At 69.2% G+C, this 17,425-nt stretch carries 16 protein-coding genes; 6 read left to right on the top strand and 10 right to left on the bottom strand.

What is annotated here, in order from left to right; translation table 11 throughout:
• Positions 1-25 precede the first annotated feature (25 nt).
• Positions 26-1,690 carry an energy-dependent translational throttle protein EttA gene (ettA, locus tag FHR32_RS03770; protein ID WP_184753009.1) on the top strand — a complete coding sequence of 555 codons (1,665 nt, stop codon included), beginning with the start codon at positions 26-28 and terminating at the stop codon, positions 1,688-1,690.
• 195 nt (positions 1,691-1,885) lie between these two features.
• Here ettA and FHR32_RS42800 read toward each other — a convergent pair whose 3' ends face one another.
• On the bottom strand, positions 1,886-2,071 hold the full coding sequence (locus FHR32_RS42800; RefSeq protein ID WP_221465245.1) for a zinc-binding dehydrogenase: 186 nt from the start codon (positions 2,069-2,071) through the stop codon (positions 1,886-1,888).
• Entirely contained in the window at positions 2,037-2,573 is a 537-nt protein-coding gene (locus FHR32_RS03765) for an alcohol dehydrogenase catalytic domain-containing protein (protein WP_221465244.1), read from the bottom strand. Before FHR32_RS03765 ends, FHR32_RS42800 begins: the two co-directional genes overlap by 35 nt.
• 115 nt (positions 2,574-2,688) lie before the next feature.
• Between FHR32_RS03765 and FHR32_RS03760 the strand changes: the two genes are divergently transcribed.
• Entirely contained in the window at positions 2,689-3,195 is a 507-nt protein-coding gene (locus FHR32_RS03760) for a TetR/AcrR family transcriptional regulator (protein ID WP_246465950.1), read from the top strand.
• Positions 3,196-3,408: 213 nt separating this feature from the next.
• On the opposite strand, the gene FHR32_RS03755 is transcribed toward FHR32_RS03760, so the two are convergent.
• The 4 genes from FHR32_RS03755 to FHR32_RS03740 form a co-directional block, all read right to left on the bottom strand.
• Entirely contained in the window at positions 3,409-4,938 is a 1,530-nt protein-coding gene (locus tag FHR32_RS03755) for a glycoside hydrolase family 13 protein (protein WP_246466472.1), read from the bottom strand.
• Between the two features lie 29 nt (positions 4,939-4,967).
• Positions 4,968-5,366: a globin gene (locus tag FHR32_RS03750; RefSeq protein ID WP_184753005.1), complete on the bottom strand. Its 399-nt coding sequence runs from the start codon at positions 5,364-5,366 to the stop codon at positions 4,968-4,970.
• 20 nt (positions 5,367-5,386) lie between these two features.
• Positions 5,387-6,259, bottom strand: coding sequence for a mechanosensitive ion channel family protein (locus FHR32_RS03745; protein WP_246465948.1), 873 nt, complete (start codon positions 6,257-6,259; stop codon positions 5,387-5,389).
• A gap of 513 nt (positions 6,260-6,772) precedes the next feature.
• Positions 6,773-7,057: a hypothetical protein gene (locus FHR32_RS03740; protein WP_184753001.1), complete on the bottom strand. Its 285-nt coding sequence runs from the start codon at positions 7,055-7,057 to the stop codon at positions 6,773-6,775.
• 518 nt (positions 7,058-7,575) lie between these two features.
• On the opposite strand from FHR32_RS03740, the gene FHR32_RS03735 reads away from it, so the two are divergent.
• The gene (locus FHR32_RS03735; protein WP_312881964.1) at positions 7,576-8,958 is read left to right on the top strand and encodes an NsdA family TPR-like regulatory protein; all 1,383 of its coding nucleotides are present in this window, start codon (positions 7,576-7,578) and stop codon (positions 8,956-8,958) included.
• The gene (locus FHR32_RS03730; RefSeq protein ID WP_184752997.1) at positions 8,955-9,449 is read left to right on the top strand and encodes a GNAT family N-acetyltransferase; all 495 of its coding nucleotides are present in this window, start codon (positions 8,955-8,957) and stop codon (positions 9,447-9,449) included. Before FHR32_RS03735 ends, FHR32_RS03730 begins: the two co-directional genes overlap by 4 nt.
• 325 nt (positions 9,450-9,774) lie before the next feature.
• Here the strand turns inward: FHR32_RS03730 and FHR32_RS03725 are convergent, their stop codons facing one another.
• Complete coding sequence (locus FHR32_RS03725; protein WP_184752995.1) at positions 9,775-10,254, bottom strand: NUDIX hydrolase; 480 nt, start codon at positions 10,252-10,254, stop codon at positions 9,775-9,777.
• 168 nt (positions 10,255-10,422) lie between these two features.
• Between FHR32_RS03725 and FHR32_RS03720 the strand changes: the two genes are divergently transcribed.
• Complete coding sequence (locus tag FHR32_RS03720) at positions 10,423-12,018, top strand: alkaline phosphatase family protein (RefSeq protein ID WP_184752993.1); 1,596 nt, start codon at positions 10,423-10,425, stop codon at positions 12,016-12,018.
• A 93-nt stretch (positions 12,019-12,111) separates the two neighbouring features.
• Here the strand turns inward: FHR32_RS03720 and FHR32_RS03715 are convergent, their stop codons facing one another.
• The gene (locus FHR32_RS03715; RefSeq protein WP_184752991.1) at positions 12,112-12,744 is read right to left on the bottom strand and encodes a DUF47 domain-containing protein; all 633 of its coding nucleotides are present in this window, start codon (positions 12,742-12,744) and stop codon (positions 12,112-12,114) included.
• Positions 12,741-13,679, bottom strand: coding sequence for an inorganic phosphate transporter (locus FHR32_RS03710; RefSeq protein WP_184752989.1), 939 nt, complete (start codon positions 13,677-13,679; stop codon positions 12,741-12,743). The genes FHR32_RS03715 and FHR32_RS03710 overlap by 4 nt, the downstream gene beginning before the upstream one ends.
• A 499-nt stretch (positions 13,680-14,178) precedes the next feature.
• Between FHR32_RS03710 and purU the strand changes: the two genes are divergently transcribed.
• Complete coding sequence (purU, locus tag FHR32_RS03705) at positions 14,179-15,033, top strand: formyltetrahydrofolate deformylase (RefSeq protein ID WP_184752987.1); 855 nt, start codon at positions 14,179-14,181, stop codon at positions 15,031-15,033.
• Between the two features lie 237 nt (positions 15,034-15,270).
• On the opposite strand, the gene FHR32_RS03700 is transcribed toward purU, so the two are convergent.
• Positions 15,271-17,343, bottom strand: coding sequence for a prolyl oligopeptidase family serine peptidase (locus tag FHR32_RS03700; protein WP_184752985.1), 2,073 nt, complete (start codon positions 17,341-17,343; stop codon positions 15,271-15,273).
• Positions 17,344-17,425 lie beyond the last annotated feature (82 nt).

Raw genomic sequence — 17,425 nt, 5'->3', positions numbered from 1 at the left:
CCCGACAGGCCCTAAGCTAGACGGTATGCCGGAGTACATCTACACATTGCAGCGCGTGCGCAAGGCGCACGGCGACAAGGTCGTCCTCGACGACGTGACGCTGTCGTTCCTGCCGGGCGCCAAGATCGGCGTCCTGGGCCCCAACGGCACCGGAAAGTCGACGCTGCTGAAGATGATGGCGGGTCTGGAGCAGCCGTCCAACGGCGACGCCCGGCTCATGCCCGGCTTCACCGTCGGCATGCTTCAGCAGGAGCCCCCGCTCAACGAATCCAAGACCGTGCTCGGCAACGTCGAAGAGGGCGTCGCCGAGACCAAGGCCATGCTCGATCGGTTCAACGAGATCGCCGAGCTGATGGCCACCGACTACAGCGACGAGCTGCTCAACGAGATGGGCAAGCTTCAGGACGCGCTGGATCACCGTAACGGGTGGGATCTCGACAGCCAGCTCGAGCAGGCGATGGACGCGCTCCGTTGCCCGCCGCCGGATGCCGATGTCACCCAGCTCTCCGGTGGTGAGCGGCGCCGGGTCGCGCTGTGCAAGCTGCTGCTGGAGCAGCCCGACCTCCTCCTGCTCGACGAGCCCACCAACCACCTCGACGCCGAGAGCGTTCAGTGGCTGGAGTCGCACCTGGAGAAATACCCCGGCACCGTCCTGGCGGTCACCCACGACCGTTACTTCCTGGACAACGTGGCCGGGTGGATCCTGGAGCTCGACCGCGGCCGCTGCCACGCCTACGAGGGCAACTACTCCACCTACCTGGAGGCCAAGTCGGCGCGGCTCAAGCTCGAGGGCCAGAAGGACGCCAAGCGCAAGAAGCGCCTGGAGGAGGAGCTGGAGTGGGTCCGCTCCAACGCCCGGGCCCGCCAGACCAAGAGCCGGGCACGTCTGCAGCGCTACGACGAGATGGCCGCCGAGGCCGACAAGCACCGCAAGCTCGACTTCGAAGAGATCCAGATCCCGCCGGGCCCGCGCCTGGGCACCACGGTCATCCGTTCGGAGAAGCTCACCAAGGGCTTCGAGGACCGCGTCCTGATGGAGAGCCTCTCCTTCGACCTGCCGCGTAACGGCCTCGTCGGCGTCATCGGCCCGAACGGCGTCGGCAAGACCACCCTGTTCCGGATGATCACCGGCGGCGAGACGCCCGACGACGGCGCGATCGTCGTCGGCGAGACCGTCAAGATCTCTTACGCCGACCAGAGCCGGGGAGGGATCGACCCGGCGAAGAACGTCTGGGAGGTCGTCTCCGACGGGCTCGACTACATCAAGGTCGGCCAGGTCGAGATGCCGTCTCGCGCCTACATCGCCGCGTTCGGGTTCAAGGGCCCGGACCAGCAGAAGAAGGCGGGCGTCCTGTCCGGCGGAGAGCGCAACCGGCTCAACCTGGCGCTCACCCTCAAGCAGGGCGGCAACGTGCTGCTGCTCGACGAGCCCACCAACGACCTCGACACCGAGACGCTCTCCAGCCTGGAGAACGCCCTGCTGGAGTTCCCGGGCTGTGCGGTCATCACCTCGCACGACCGGTGGTTCCTCGACCGCATCGCCACCCACATCCTCGCGTGGGAGGAAGGCTCGAACTGGTTCTGGTTCGAGGGCAACTTCGCCGATTACGAGAAGAACAAGATCGAGCGTCTGGGTGCCGACGCGGCCCGTCCGCACCGTGTCACCTACCGCAAGCTCACCCGCGACTGACGCGGACCGCACGGTGAGTCCCCGGCCTCCGCCCCGTGGCGGAGGCCGGGGACTCACCGTTTCCGGGGCCGGGCAGCCATGCGGCCGCGTACCGTTCCGCCTCCCGCGCATGGCGGGAGGAGATTCACCTCGCGGGGGACCGCCCCGTGTTGACCCCGCCCTGAACGACTGGGTTGCGCCCTCGGAGAATCCGGGTCAGGGGCCGACGTCGAGTACGGCCTTGCCGGGGATCCGCCGGTCGAGCAGCTCCCGGGCGGCGTCGGCGATCCGCTCCCAGGGGGCGCGCCATCCGACCCCTGGCCGGAGCCTGCCTTCGGCGACGAACCTCAGCAGCGTGGACAGGTCCTCACCGAACCCGGTGGCGTCGCCGAAGGTGTTCATCGACTTGGACGGGCCGATTGAGAAGAGCGAGTACGGCGCGAACACAGCCGGCTCGTCGGAGGCCCAGCCGATGTTCTGAACGTTCCCAGATCAGCACTCGCTTCCCCAGGATCGGTGCCGCCCTCAACGTGCGCAGCGCGGTGACGCCGGCCATCGGCAGAGCCGCTGCGTCGGCCAGGTCGACCTCGTCCGGGATCTCGGCGACGGAGTCGGTGCCGACGGCCATGCGCTGAGCCCAGGCCCCCGCTCCGAAGGCCGCGACGCGGGTCCCGACGGCCGGCCCGCTGCCGTCCGCGGCGGCCCGCGACACGATGCCGGAGGCGTCGTAGCCCAGCACGGTCCCCGGCGCCTGTTGGCGGGCGAAGGCGATCTCGCCGCGGTTGAGGGAGATGTGCCGGACATCGATCACCGTCTGGTGTGGGCGCGGGGCCGGGTCGTCGATATCTCCGAGCCGGAGGGCCGCGGGGGCGGCCGGGTCGACGATGAGCGCGCGAATGCTCACTGGTTCTCCTTGCGAGGCGATGGGTATCCCGTCGGCCCCTTCGCGAAGCGATGGGTATCCGTCCGGGCCCTGTTAGCGGAACCGGCGAGCGGTCCTCCGGGCCGCGGAGCGGCTGTTGGAAGAGGGCGGCAACGAGCATGTGTCACTCGACCGGGTCGCGGCCCTTGCGGGCGTCGGCAAGGGCACGATTTTCCGCCGCTTCGGCAGCCGTGCCGGTCTCATGCAGGCCCTGCTCGAGGAACGGTCGGTCGCCCTGCGTGAGGCCGTCATCCAGGGACCTCCGCCGCTGGGCCCGGGAACACCCGCCCGGGAGCGACTGCTGGCCTTCCTGGACGGTCTGGCAGGCATTGCCGAGCAGAACGCGGCCCTGCTGTCCGCCCATGACCAGGCATGCGCCGCCGACAAGCAGGCCGATCCCAGTTATCGGTTCTGGCACAGCCACATCAGCGCACTGCTGGCCGAGGAGCGCCCCGATCTCGACACGGAGTTTCTCGCCCACGCGCTGCTCTCGGTGTTCGACAGCAACCTGATCAGGCACCTGACACGCGACGATCCGCGGCGCTTCACCACATCGGTCCGGGAGATGGCCGTCGCCCTGCTCACCTCGCCGCCCCGCGGCTGATCCTCCGGCGCTCCATGACGGTCCTGCCCCCGCTCCAGCGCCCGGTCTGCTCCCGCTCCATGATCCGCCGCCGGACGCAGGCGGTCAGGCCCGGCGTCCGGCGGCCCGGAGCACGTGTACCGGGGCGGTGCCCCGCCGGAGGCGTGGTGGCCTGCCGCACGTGCCGGGCAGCGCCCTGTGGACCCGGCGGCTCGCCGGGAGCAGGGGAGCCCGCTACGGAGTGTGGAGCCAGGCCGCGGTGTCCGGGGGGAGCAGGTAGCCGTCCACCGGGGCGCTGCCGATCAGGACCCGGTCGTGCGGCGGAAGCTGCACCGGCTCGGAGCCGCAGTTGATGACGCAGGTCAGCGGCCCCCGGCTGAAGAAGAGCGCGCCCTCCGAGGAGTCCAGCCAGGTGATCTCGTCGCCGAGTGAGCCGCGCAGTTCACGGCGGGCACGCAGGGCCTCCTGGTAGAAGCCCAGCGTCGAACCAGGGTCGCTCGCCTGGTGCTCGGCGGTCAGCGGGGCCCACTCGGCCGGCTGGGGCAGCCAGGGCCGGGCGCCGTCGGGTGAGAAGCCGTACGGCTCGGCGATCCCCGACCAGGGAATGGGGACCCGGCAGCCGTCCCGGCCGGGCAGGGTGCCTTCCGAGCGCGCGAAGATGGGGTCCTGCCGCGACTCGGAGGGAAGGTCCCGCACCTCGGGCAGGCCGAGTTCCTCCCCCTGGTACAGGTACGCCGAGCCCGGCAGGGCGAGCATGGCCAGCAGGGCCGCCCGGGCACGGGCCGGCCCCGTCGTGGAGTTGACCAGGCCCTCGCCGTACCGGGTGACGTGGCGGACCACGTCGTGGTTGGAGAGCACCCAGGTCGGAGCGGTGACGGTGGCCAGAGTTTCATCGATGATCTTCCGGAACGCCGGGGCGGACCAGGGGGCCTCCAGCCAGGAGAAGTTGAAGCTCTGGTGCAGCTCGTCGGGGCGGATGTAGAGGGCGAGGTCCTCGGGGGAGTCGGTCCACACCTCGCCGACGGCCATCCGCTCGCCCGGGTAGGAATCGAGCACCTTGCGCCATTCCCGGTAGACCTCGTGCACCTCCGGCTGTCCCCAGATCGGCGACTCGGCCTTGAACGCCTGGTCCTCCGGAGGGGTGTCGGGCAGCCCCTCGGCCTTGTAGAGGCCCATCGCCACGTCGATCCTGAACCCGTCCACCCCCCGGTCCAGCCAGAACCTCAGCACGTCGAGGAACTCGTCCCGGACCTCGGGGTTACGCCAGTTGAAGTCAGGCTGCTCGGGGGCGAACAGGTGCAGGTACCACTGCCCGTCGGGTGCCTTCGTCCAGGCGGGGCCGCTGAAGGTGGACTGCCAGTTGTTGGGCGGCAGGTCTCCGCCGTCGCGGAAGAGGTAGCGGTCGCGCCCCTCGCCCCGCAGTGCCGCCTTGAACCATTCATGCTCGGATGAACTGTGGTTGGGCACGATGTCCACGATCACCCGGAGACCATGACCATGGGCGTCGGCGACGAGCGCGTCGAAATCGGTCAATGTGCCGAACAGCGGGTCGACGTCGCGGTAGTCGGCGACGTCATAGCCACCGTCGGCCATGGGGGAGCGGTAGAAGGGGGTCAGCCAGATCGCGTCCACGCCCAGCTCGGCGAGATAGGGCAGGTGCTGCCGGATACCGGCCAGATCGCCGACGCCGTCTCCTGAGGCGTCGGCGAAGCTGCGAACATAGATTTCGTAGACGACGGCATCACGCCACCAGGGGGTTTCCATGTGCATGGATTGCCCTTACCTGACCGAGTTTATGCGTCAGGAGCGTTGACCATGCTGTGCGCCGCGTAGACGAGGTAGTCCCACAGACGCTTCTCCAGGTCGTCGGGGAGCTCCAGCGAGACCACCGCGTCGTGCATGTGCTTCAGCCAGGCGTCGCGCTCGGCCGAGCCGATGACGAAGGGGTTGTGCCGTATCCGCAGCCGCGGATGTCCGCGTTGCGCGCTGTAGGCGTTGGGGCCGCCCCAGTATTGGATCAGGAAGAGACGGAGCCGGTCTTCGGCCCCGGCGAGGTCGTCCTCGGGGTAGAGCGGACGCAGCAGCGGGTCACTCACGACGCCTTCGTAGAAGCGGTGGACGAGATGCCGGAAGGCCACCTCGCCACCAACGGCGTCGTAGAAGGACTGGGGTTCCTCGGGGATGGCGGACACACCCCCAAGCCTAAGCGACGTCAGCCGGCGATCGCGATCGAAGCCCGGTCGAGGGCGGACTTGATCCGGATACGCAGCTCGCGGGCGATCTCGGCCTGCCGGGCGGGGATCGTCTTAGCGCTGATCCGGAACACGATGGCCGTGTCGGAGATCTGCTCGATCCCCCAGACCTGGGGCTCCTCCACCATGACGCTGCGGTAGGTGGGCTCGTTCCACATGTCCTCGACCACGTCCTTGAGCAGGTCGCGGACCGCGGGGATGTCGGAGGCGTAGGCCACGGGGACGTCCACGGTGGCTCGGGACCAGCCCTGGGACTCGTTGCCGACGCGGGTGATGGTGCCGTTGCGGACATACCAGACCCGGCCGTCGACGTCGCGCAGCTGGGTGATGCGCAGGGTGACCGCCTCGACGGTGCCGACCGCCGCGCCCGCGTCGATCACGTCGCCCACGCCGTACTGGTCCTCCAGGAGCATGAACATGCCGGCGATGAAGTCCTTCACCAGCTCCTGGGCGCCGAAGCCGACGGCCACGCCGACGATGCCGACGCTGGTCAGCAGAGGGGCGATGGGAATGGAGAGCCGATCCAGGACGGTCAGGGCCGCCGTGCCGAGGATGACGATCGAGGCGACGGGCCGCAGCACCGAGCCGATCGTCTCCGCGCGCTGCCTGCGCCGCTCGGCGGCGACCGCGTCCAGCCCCTCCAGCGTCGTCGTCTGCTTGCCGCGCAGCCGCCCGGCGATCGAGCCGCCGCTGGAGGAGGAGGCACGCCGCACGACCCGCGTGATCAGCCGGTTGGCGATCTTGCGCAGGATCAGCGCGATGACCACGATGAGCAGGATGGCGAGCGCACCGGCGATCGCGGGTGCCCAGGCGGCCGGCAGGAAGGACTGCATGAGGTTGCAGACTACCCCCCCACCGTTCTCGCACCCCCTGGTTAAGCCCACACCTGCCCTGAGGAGTTCCTCAAACCCGGAGTCACTGGTGGGAGGGGGAGTGGGGGTGGGGGCGAACAGGAACACGGAGTGGATCCCTCTCGGATCGGGGCGGCCGACATATGGGCAAGTTACCTTGCCTCTTCATATTGCCGACCGAACCGGCCGCCGTCACATCACGCCGGGGAAGACGGGGACATCCGGACCTGGGCCGCGGGGGTGGGTCGGATGCTCCGGTGACGGACGGCTCGGACGGGGCACGCACCCGGAAGCCTGTCCCGTGCCGTTGCCGAGAGGGATCCCTCCGATCACCGTCCGGACGGGTCCGGGCGGCAGTCTGTGGTGAGCTTTCTCAGAGTCGGCGAGGTGCCCAGCGTCCGAGGACGCTCCGCACCGGACACCCCGCCGGCCCGTTGAGCCGCAGTGAGTGCGACGGGCCCGGACGGCTGCGACCCCATCCGGACCATCGCTAGCTCACTCCCCCACCGCGGCAAGCACGCGTGCGACCTTGGTCGCGGCACCGGCGGGGTCCTGTGCTGTGTGCATCCGCTCTCCCCAGGACCACCAGTAGTACCAATCCCGGGGACTGGGGGCGGCCTGCGCCCGGCAGGTGACGTTCTCCGCCAGGCTGGTCGCGTTCGGATTGATCACGCGCACGAAGGCCCGGCCTGACTGGGTCCGCACCACTCGGGCATGCAGCCCATGAGAGTCAAGTTCTGACACCAACCGCTCCAGGTGCCCGAAATCGTCTTCCCCCACCTCGTCCCTCCTCTTGGTCGCCTGCTCCGGCACCGAATCATGTTCGCTTGATTGCGTGAATCGATGCTGGTTGGCCAAAGATGACTCACCTGGCCGCGCGGGTCAACGGAGGGAAAACCGGGATCGGGGTATGCCTTCTCCCATGCGGGTTGAAAGAAACAGTCCAGTGGTGGACGATCCTTAGCCGATAGCACTATTCATGCGTTCCGGATAAGCCAAAGTTGGTCCATCATTCTCAGTAGGCACAGTGCGACATCCACGTCACACTGTGTCAGCGGGACCGGACCGGTCAGGAACCAGTGTGCCAGGCAGTCCCAGCTGGCCACGAGAGAGGGGCCGGTATGTCCGGCAGGCAGCACAGGGAGACAGAGTTAGCGAGGCAGATCCGGGCCAAAGGCCTGGCTGCAGGGCGTGGCTCGGCTCAGATAGCCGAGGAGATCCACGACAAGTGCGGTCCACAGTTCGGGACCACGCGCATCAAGGGTCACCGCCTTGCGCACGGTGTCGCTCTCGCCGACGTGATCGAACAGATAAGGGCGCTGTTCGAGCGCGACGGCAAGGCGGCGCCCGGCATCGGGGAGACGCTCCTGTCCGCTTACGAGAGCGGGCTCAAGAGGCCGGGGCCCGAATACCTCCACTACCTGTGTACGGCCTACCGGGTCGAGCCCGTCTCCCTCGGCTATGACGGCCCCTGCATCTGCGGCCACGGTCACAAGATGCCCGGTGTCGTCCGAGGCGATCTCCAGGATGGAAGACCTGACACTTCTCCTGATCCGCGTGGGCTGTCGATCCGGCCGATCGGTGGCGACTCCTCTGCGGACAGGGGCGAGGAGGACGAGAACGTGCTACGGAGGACGCTTTTACAGTTCCTGGCCGGTACCGGCATCGCGCTGGACGGGCAGGTGCTCGGATCTGTGGAGAACATCCGCAGAAGGATGGACGAGACCCTGGTGTCGGCCACCGTTTCGCCCGCGATGCTCGACCAGTGGGAGGAAGCCACCATCGGCTTCGGCCGGCAGTACATGAACACCCCGCCCCTGCGGCTGCTCTGCGACGTGTTGCTGGAGTTCAGCGCCGTGCGCAAGGCCATGGAGCGACGCCAGCCGGTGGACCTGCAGGAGCGGTTGTGCCGTATGGCGGCTCAGCTCTCCGGGCTCAGCGGCATGATCATGGTGAATCTCGGCGATCACAGGATGGCCCGGTCCTTCTTCAGGACAGGCCGGACGGCCGCCGACGACACCGGGGACCGGGCGCTACGGGCCTGGGTCATCGCGAGGGAGGCCCTCGTCCCGCTCTACTACGGAGACCCGCGCGAGGCGCTCAACCTCGCCAGGAAGAGTCGTGACCTGGCCGGTCAGACGCCCTGCGCGGCCCAGGCCATGGCGCCGGTCGTCGAGGCCCGCGCGCTGGCGATGATGTCGAATTCGGGTAAGAAGGAGGTGGTCGACCAGGCCAAGCGGGCGCTGTCCCGGGCCCGGGCGGCGTTCTCCCAGATGACCGCGGCCGAGCAGGACGACTCGACCTTCGGCTACACCGAGCGCCAGCTCTACTTCCACCAGGGGGACGCGCTGGTGAAGCTGGGGCAGGCGATGGAGGCCGACCTCATCCTGGAGCAGGCCCTCACCAAGTACGGCCCGGCGGACTGGCTCGACCCGACCTTCATCAACTTCGACCGGGCGACGTGCAAGCTCCTGGAGGGTGACCTCGACGAGGCGCTGTCCATAGCCAAGCTCACGCTCGCCGGTCTGGGTGACGGCTGCCGGCCCGACATCCTCATGCAGCGCGCCCACGAGGTGGCCAAGGCTGTGGAGGCCAAGGACCCCAACCACCCCGAGCTCAAGGTCTACCTGGAGGCGCTGCGCGCCACACCGGTGGTGGATCCGGCCGAGGTCGATATATGAGGATACGGCGCTATCGCTGGTCCGACCTGGAGTCCGTCTGGGCGCTGCACCAGATCTGTCTCGCCCAGGTCGGCCTCGCGCCGGGGGACGGCGTCTATTACGAGGACGACTTCCCTCGGATCAACGAGATCTACATCGCCGATCGGGGAGACTTCCTCGTCGGAGAGGTTCCCGGTGGGCGGGTCATCGCGATGGGCGGGCTCCGCCGGGTCGACGACCAGGTCGCCGAGATGTGCCGTATGCGGGTCCATCCGGAGTTCCAGCGGCACGGGTTGGGCGCTCAGATGATCGGGGCGCTGGAGGCACGGGCGATCGAGCTTGGTTACGTACGGCTCTGCGGAGACACCACGCTGAACCAGCCCGCCGCGATCGAGCTCTACCGCAAGTACGGCTGGCGTGAGATCAGCAGGGAAGAGCGCGGTGGGTGTGTTGTGCTTTATGGAGAAAAGGACCTCGTCACAGCGATGTCCCATAATGTTCAGTTTGAGTGAATTTATCAATAGTTCATCATTAAACATTGTGATTTAGTGAAATATTCGAGTATTTATTCTTCGTACCTGCAGCCGTTTTCCCGTGGGGGTGCGATGAAGAAGATCATTTTCCACAAATCTGGCACCACCAGACTGAGGGGGGCCTCCAGCGTCATCCACAAGGGATGAAAAGGCTCGCCCCATCCCTGGCGGCTGCGGCGGCCTCCGGCCCGCCGGAGGCCGCCGCACAGCATTGAGCCCCGGTCGGCCCGGCTCGACACCGTCCTCGTAGCCGTCAACCGCGCCGGCTACGAGGCTCCGGCCCCCGGCGGAGCGACGGGTGTGGTCACCCCAGCAGGGTGACCCGGGAGACGACCTCCACCAGGTCCGGTGGTTCCAGCCGGTCGGGGAGTTCTGCCATCTCCGCGGGGGAGAGCCAGCCGGAGCCCAGCCAGGTGTCGTTCTCCTCGGCGGTGAACGCGATGGGGAGCACCTCGGGGGTGCCGTCGAACCTGGCCAGATAGAACCGTTCGGTCTTCACATAGTGGGTGCCGAGCCAGTCGAACTTCCGGCGCACGGGCACCCACCGGTTCAGCACCGCCCCGCCCGGCAGGCCGGTCTCCTCGGCCAACTCCCGCCGTGCGGCCTCGAAGGGCGTCTCGCCCGGGTCGATCCCGCCGCCGGGCGGTTCCCACAGGGTCACGCCGCTGACCGGGTCGCGCCAGTGCATCAGCAACACCCGGCCCCCGCCGTCCACGCAGACCACCCGTGCCGCCGCCCGGTCACTCGTCCGGGGGCCGCTCGCGCTCGTTTGAGAGTCGCTCATAGGCCTCGGACGCTATCACCATCTATCGGTTCAATGCCCCCCACAACAGCTACTGAAAAGCCAGATGACCTGCGGAGACGTCCCCATCCTGGCAACCTTTACGCGGTCAACCGTGTCGGAGGTCCTCGCGCAGCGCCGGAGCGCTCCGGCCAGCGAGGAAGGACGTTCATGCGCCTACGCAACGCGGGGGTGGCGACGGCGGTCGCGGCCACGATCCTGATCCCGGCGACGGCCGCCCTGGCCGGGCCCGGCACTTCCACACCCGGCGGTCCCGCCCCGGCGTTCATCTCCGAGAAGGCCGTGAACACCACGGAGGCCCAGGCAGGCCCCGTCCCGGTTCCGGACGTCCCGGACGGCATCAGCGCCGACAAGGTCCTGGTGATCGGGCTGGACGGCCTGCGCCATGACCGCATCGCCGCGGCCGACGCGCCGAACCTCGACGCACTGATCGCCCACGGCACCTTCGGCACCAGCCTGCTCTACACGCAGCCGATGGCCGCCACCTCCAGCGGCCCCGGCTGGTCCACGATCGCCACCGGCACCTGGCCGGACAAGCACAAGGTCAGGAACAACACCTTCGCGGGCAAGCGCTACGACCTCTACCCCGACTTCCTCACCAGGCTGGAAAAGGTCAACCCGGCCTACTCCACCTACGCCGCCATGGACTGGCGGCCCCTCGGCGACCAGGGCGCCTTCGGCCCCGGCATCGACGCGCGGATCGTCCTCGACGGGGACTCCGACGGATACCCCGTCGAGGACGGACGGGTCATCGCGGTCTCCGAGAAGGTGCTCCGTGACCGCGACCCGGACGTCGCCTTCGTCTCCCTGGGCAACGTCGACATCACCGGACACGACAGCGGTGCCGCCAGCCAGGCCTATCTGAACGCGATCGCCACCGTCGACACCTACGTCGGCCGGCTCCTCGCCGCGGTCCAGAGCCGCCCCGCCTACCCCGGCGAGCGGTGGACCGTGATCGTCACCACCGACCACGGCCACACCGATGCCGGCGGTCACGGAGGCTCCACCATCGAGGAGCGCCGCACCTTCGTCCTGGCGGCCGGCCCCGGCATCGCCGCCGGAGCCACCCCCGTGGGCACCCGTCTGGTCGACGTGGCCGCCACCGTCTTCGGCCAGCTGGGCCTTCCGCGTCCGGCGGGTCTGGACGGCAGGTCCATCGTGCTCCGCTCCGCCGACCCCTTCGACCGCCTCCCCCTCGGCAGGCGGGTCCGCGAGACCGGCATCCCGGCCGAGGTCAGGGGGTTCACCCACACCGCGCCTCCCGGCTGGTCGGTGGACAACCGGGGGCTGCCCTCGGGGGGCGTCGAGGAGTGGCGCGGCTGGTCGTTCACGACGGACGAGTTCTGGTCGCGCGCCCAGCGGGACCAGTGGCGGGAGCTGTTCGTCCGCGGTCGCGGGGTGTTCGCGGTGGCCGACTCCGACGAGTGGGACGACCGTCCCCACGGCACCGGCACCTTCAACTCCACCCTCGCCAGCGCGCCGTACCCCGTGGCCGGCCGTCACGCGGTGAGGATCGGCTACGTCACCCACTACCGGCAGAACGGCGGACAGAGAGCCCAGGTCCTGGTCTCCTTCGACCGCGGCCGCACCAAGGTGGTGAAGGCCTACACCGCCGACGCCATCTCCAAGGTCGAGTCCATCCCCGTCGCCGTCCCGGCGGGTGCCACCCGGATGACCGTCCGCTTCCGCTACTCCAACGCCGACAACGACTGGTACTGGGCCATCGACGACCTCCGCGTCACCTGACCTGCCGGGTGCGGGCCGTACCGGACGGTTCCGGGCGGCCCGCGTCCCCGGTCCGCCCGTCGATCCGGAACGCGGGGGTCGCGAGCGCCGAGGTTAGCGTTTCATCGCACCGTCGGTGATGGCGTCGGCCGCCTCGCCGATCGCGATGCCGACGATCTCCAGACGACGGACCAGCTCCCGCTCCTTCATGGTCTCCGCGCTGATCGTGCCGGAGAAGATCCGGGCTATCTCGTACTGGTACATGCGCCGGAGGGTGCCGCTGGCCTTCTTCGCCTCCAGCGCGTTATGGGTGATCACGGAAGAGCGAGACGCCAGGTCGCGGACCGCGATCTCCAGAGCGTCGATACCGACGATCACCTGATCGAGCATGGGGGCGAAACGCTGCTGGTCGCGGACGCGGTAGAGGTGTGACTCCCGGACGAAGTCGCGGAGGGAGTCGAGCACGTCGTCGATCGAGCGGGAGAGCCGGAACAGGTCCTCACGGTCGATCGGCGTCACCAGGGATCCGGACAGCTCCTCGACCAGCCGTGCCCGTTCGGTGTCGCCGCGATGCTCGATGGTCCGCATCTGCTCGTGGGCGTCGGTACGGGCGGTGTCACCACCGATCATGGCCATGGCCAGCCAGGCGCCCTCCTTCGTGGCCTCCAACTGCCCGATCAGTGCTTCGGTGAGCGCACTGTCCATACGACCTGCCAGTAGATCCCGCACACGCCGCAGTCGTTTCACACGATCACCCCTCGAATGATGAGTGCCGCCGCCGCGGCGAGCAGCCCGCTCGCCGGCAGCGTCAGCGCCCAGGCCAGGGCGATCCTCGTGGCGGAATGCCAGCGCACCCGGCCCGCGCCTTTGGCCATTCCGGCTCCGATGAGGGCTCCGGCGATCGTCTGGGTCATGCTCACCGGCGCGCCGATCGCGGCGCAGCCGATCACGGCGGCTCCGCTGGCCAGTTCGGCGGTCACCCCGTCCAGCGGACGCGAGGCGATGATCGTCCGGCTGAGCATGCGGCCGGCACGTGGCAGGCCGTACAGGGCCCCGATCCCGAACAGCGCCGCCACGATCAGGCAGATGGAGAGCGGAGGGGCGTAGAGGCCGAGGGCGAGCATGAAGACGGCCGGCATCTTCTGGCCGTCGTTGGCCGCGTAGGCCAGGCACTGCAGGGTGAACCCGGCCCGGTGCCACTGCCGCAGCTTGCGGCCGTGCGCCCACCGGATGAGCCACCGGCGCACCACGATCGCCAGCAACGCTCCCACGATCGGCGCCGCCAGCGCGACCACGAGCACGAACAGCACCGCGCCGCCGGAGACGGGCAGACCCCAGCCCAGGCCCGCGCCGGTGAGGGCGCCCATGATGGCGAGGGTCAGGCTGGTGGGCAGCCCCCGGTTGTTGAGGACCGCGACGACGGTCAGTGCGGAGAGCATGGCGACGGCCAGCGTGGCCTGCCCGGAGGGCCCGTCCGCGCCCGCCAGCCGGGTGGTGAAGGTCGTGGCGACCCGGTGGGTCAGCAGGGGGACCAGCGCGACCATGACCATCATCACGAGCACACCGGACAGCGGCGGGATGCTGGAGACCTTCAGGCTGGTCGCCAGCAGCGCACCGCCGTCGTTGACTCCGGTGACGACCGCGAAGAGTCCGGCGAGCGACGACAGGGCGACCACGCTCACGCTTCCACCTCCCACCGGGCAGCGGGCGAAGGACCGGGTGGTCCGGCCGTGGCAGCACAGGCGGACGACGGCTGCCTCGCTCGCGATGCGAGGGAGGCACCTCCCCGTGCACCGGATACGGAGATGCCTACCCACAGATCGGGCGGATGATGGACGGCGAGTCCCCGGATTCCGGACCGGTGTGCCCCGTGTGCCCTGACCGCCGGGCAGGGCGCGCAACCACGAGCATGCCGTCCCGGCCGGTCCGCGCTCTCCCGACCTGTCACGCGACCTCACGGGATCCACCGCTGCTCCAGCGCGGCAAGGTGCGGGCAGAGGTGAGCGGTGCGCTGTACTCTGCCCAGGTCAGCCTGAAAGTACCGTACGATCCGACCGCGCCGAGGGCGAAGGCGTCAACGACCCCTCTGCGCAGGCGGAGATCTCCATGCTGGAGGTAGTCGATGAGTGAGCGAGTCAGAAGGCCGGGCGCGGCCTCCAGGCCGTTGGACGAGGGGGCCGCATGAGCTCCGCCACCCAGTATGTGCTGACACTGTCCTGTTCGGACCGGCCCGGTGTGGTGGCCGCCGTCTCCGGCCTCCTGGCCGCGCGGGGCTGCAACATCATCGAGAGCCAGCAGTTCGGGGACCCCGCCGCCGAGCGGTTCTTCATGCGGGTGCAGTTCTCCTCCACGCTCTCGGACGGAGATCTCCATACGGCCTTCGCCGCGCTCGCCCCCGACTTCGGCATGGACGTCAAGCTGCGGGACATGGCCGTCAAGCCGCGTGTGCTGGTGCTGGTCAGCAAGTTCGGGCACTGCCTCAACGATCTGCTCTACCGGATGCGCTCCGGCCTGCTCGACGTCGAGATCGTCGCGGTGGCCTCCAACCACCCCGACATGCGCCCGCTGACCCAGTCGTACGGCATCGACTATCACCACCTGCCGGTCACCGCCGAGACCAAGTCGCGGCAGGAGGCGGAGATCCTCTCCCTGGTCGAGCACTACCAGGCCGACCTGGTGGTGCTCGCCCGCTACATGCAGGTGCTGTCGGAGGACCTCTGCGTCAAGCTCGCCGGGAACGTGATCAATATCCACCACTCGTTCCTGCCGTCGTTCAAGGGGGCCAAGCCGTACCACCAGGCTCACTCCCGCGGGGTGAAGCTGATCGGGGCGACCGCCCACTACGTGACCGCCGACCTCGACGAGGGCCCGATCATCGAGCAGGAGGTCGCCCGGGTCAACCACACCCACTCGGCCGAGGACCTGGCCGCCATCGGCCGTGACGTCGAGTGCCAGGCGCTGGCCCGCGCCGTACGGTGGCACACCGAGCAGCGCGTCCTGCTGGACGGTCACAAGACCATCGTCTTCCCCCGCTGAGGCGTGCCGGACGGCTGTGGAAGGCCGCCGACGGTCACGGACGGTAGGTTCCGAAGCAGAGCGTTCGGCTCTCCCGCCAGAAAGGTGAGGCCATCGGCCACGGGGGCGTCCTCCATGGCTTGACCATAACCACCGGCCCCGACATCCGGTTCTTCTCGCGCGACTCCTGCCCTCGCACCGGGTCGGCCCGGCTCCCGGGGCCGGTGTCGGAGGTCCCGGGAGCACATCCGACTCCGGCTATGAGGCCAGGCCCGTGTGGTGGGCGAGGAAGGTGAGCTGGTCGGCGGCGAGCTCGACGGTCTTGCTGACCGCACGGGCGCCGTGACCCACCTCGGTCTCGTTGCGCAGCAGGATCGGCCTGTCTCCGGCCTGGGCGTGCTGGAGGGCCGCGCACATCTTCCAGGCGTGCAGCGGGTGGACCCGCGTGTCGGACTGGAAGACGGTGAAGAGCGTCGCCGGATAGGAGACGCCCTCGCGGACCCGGTGGTAGGGCGAGTAGGCGTACAGCCACGCGAACTCGTCGGGCTTCTCGGCGGAGCCGTACTCGACGTTCCAGGTGGCGCCGAGGCCGAACAGCTCGTAGCGGACCATGTCCAGCAGCGGGGCCGAGCAGGCGACGGCCGCGTACAGCTCGGGGCGCTGGGTCAGGGCCGCGCCGACCAGCAGGCCGCCGTTGGAGCCGCCGGAGATGGCCAGCTGGGAGGGCGTGGTGACGCCGGTGGCGATCAGGTGCTCGGCCGCCGCGTGCAGGTCGTCGTAGACGTTCTGCTTGTTGGCGAGCATTCCGGCCCGGTGCCACTCCTCGCCCTGCTCACCGCCGCCTCGCAGCTGGGCGATGGCGTAGGCGCCGCCCGACTCCACCCAGGTCAGGATCGACGCCGAGTAGCCGGGGGTCATCGAGATGCCGAAGCCGCCGTAGCCGTACAGGATGGTCGGCCGCGGCCCCTCGGTTCCGGGCTTGGAGATCACCAGCATGTGGACCTCGCTGCCGTCGGCCGAGCGGTAGACCACCTGCGCGGTGTCGACCGCGGGCACCTCGACCGCCCCGGGGGAGGCGGCCCACAGGGTGGTCTCACCGGTGCGGGCGTCGTAGCGCTGGATGCTGGGCGGGGTGGTGTTGTCGGTGTAGCCGAACCAGGCCTCGTGACCCCCCTCGGGGCGCTCGCTGATGCCGCCGATGGTGCCCAGGCCGGGCGTCGGCACCTCTCCGACACGTTCGCCGGTGCCCAGGTCGTGGATGGAGATCTCGCTGATCGCGTGGCGGGTCCAGCCGACCAGCATGACCGGCCGGTCCAGGTCGTCGAGGATCGCGAAGTCCGACAGCACGGCCTCCGGGTCCTGCGGGATCAGGTCGCGCCAGTGCTCGAACTGGGGGGTGGCGGGGTCGGTCACGCAGATCCGCCCGCGTGGGGCGTCGCGGTCGGTGAACACGTAGAGCCTGCCGTCACGGCCGAAGTGCAGGGCGCTCTGGGCGTCGACGTCCTCCTGGACGACGACGAGCTCCGGTGAGGAGAGGGAGGAGGCCGACAGGTCGGCCACCCACAGGTCGTTGCGCGGAGCCGTGCCTCGGGAGGCGGAGATCTGCAGCCAGCGGCCGTCGCGGGAGACCGCGACGCCGTAGTAGTTGGTCTTCTCCATGTGCTCGCCGAAGATCAGGACGTCGTCCTCGGTGGAGGTGCCGACCCTGTGCAGGTAGACCCGGCGGTGGAACTGCTCCTCCCCCTCGGGCACCTCGGTGGAGGGCAGCCTGCGCACGTAGTAGAAGGCCTCCCCGCCGGGCAGCCAGGCCACGGGGGAGTAGCGGCAGCGGTCGATCGGCCCCTCGATCCGGTGGCCGAGCGCGACGTCCATCAGGTAGAGGCTCGACTCCTCGTCGCCGCCCACCGAGACCTGGTAGGCGAGCAGGCGGCCCTCCTTGTCGGGCTGCCAGGAGTCGAGGGTGGTGAGACCGGTCGGGTCGAGCGCCATGGGGTCCAGCAGCGCCTGCTCGGTGCCGTCGGGGTCGACGGTGTAGAGCACCGCGTGCTCCTGCTCCGGGGTGCGGCGCATGAAGAACCGCCGCTCGCCGCGCCACACCGGTGCGCCGACAGAACCGGACCGCAGGAGCTCGGCGATCCGCGCCTTGAACCCCTCCCGTCCCGGAAGGGCTCCCATCTCGGCCGTGAACAGCTGCTCCTCCTCCGCCAGCCACGACTTGGTCGCCGGGTCGCCGGGATCCTCCAGCCACCGGTAGGGGTCGGGGACCGGGGTGCCGTGCAGGTCCTCGACAAGTCCGTCACGGCTGGCAGGAGGGTAAGGCTGTCGCGTCATGGGAGGAACCCTACGACCTCCGGACGACAGCGCGGGCCCACCCGCGCAGGGGTGTATCTGATCTGCCACAGGAGGAGTTAAA

Origin of the sequence: Streptosporangium album (assembly GCF_014203795.1) — a bacterium.
GTDB classification, from domain to species: Bacteria; Actinomycetota; Actinomycetes; order Streptosporangiales; family Streptosporangiaceae; genus Streptosporangium; species Streptosporangium album.
Note: the sequence above shows the minus strand (reverse complement) of the source record. Positions and strands in the feature narration are given on the sequence as shown.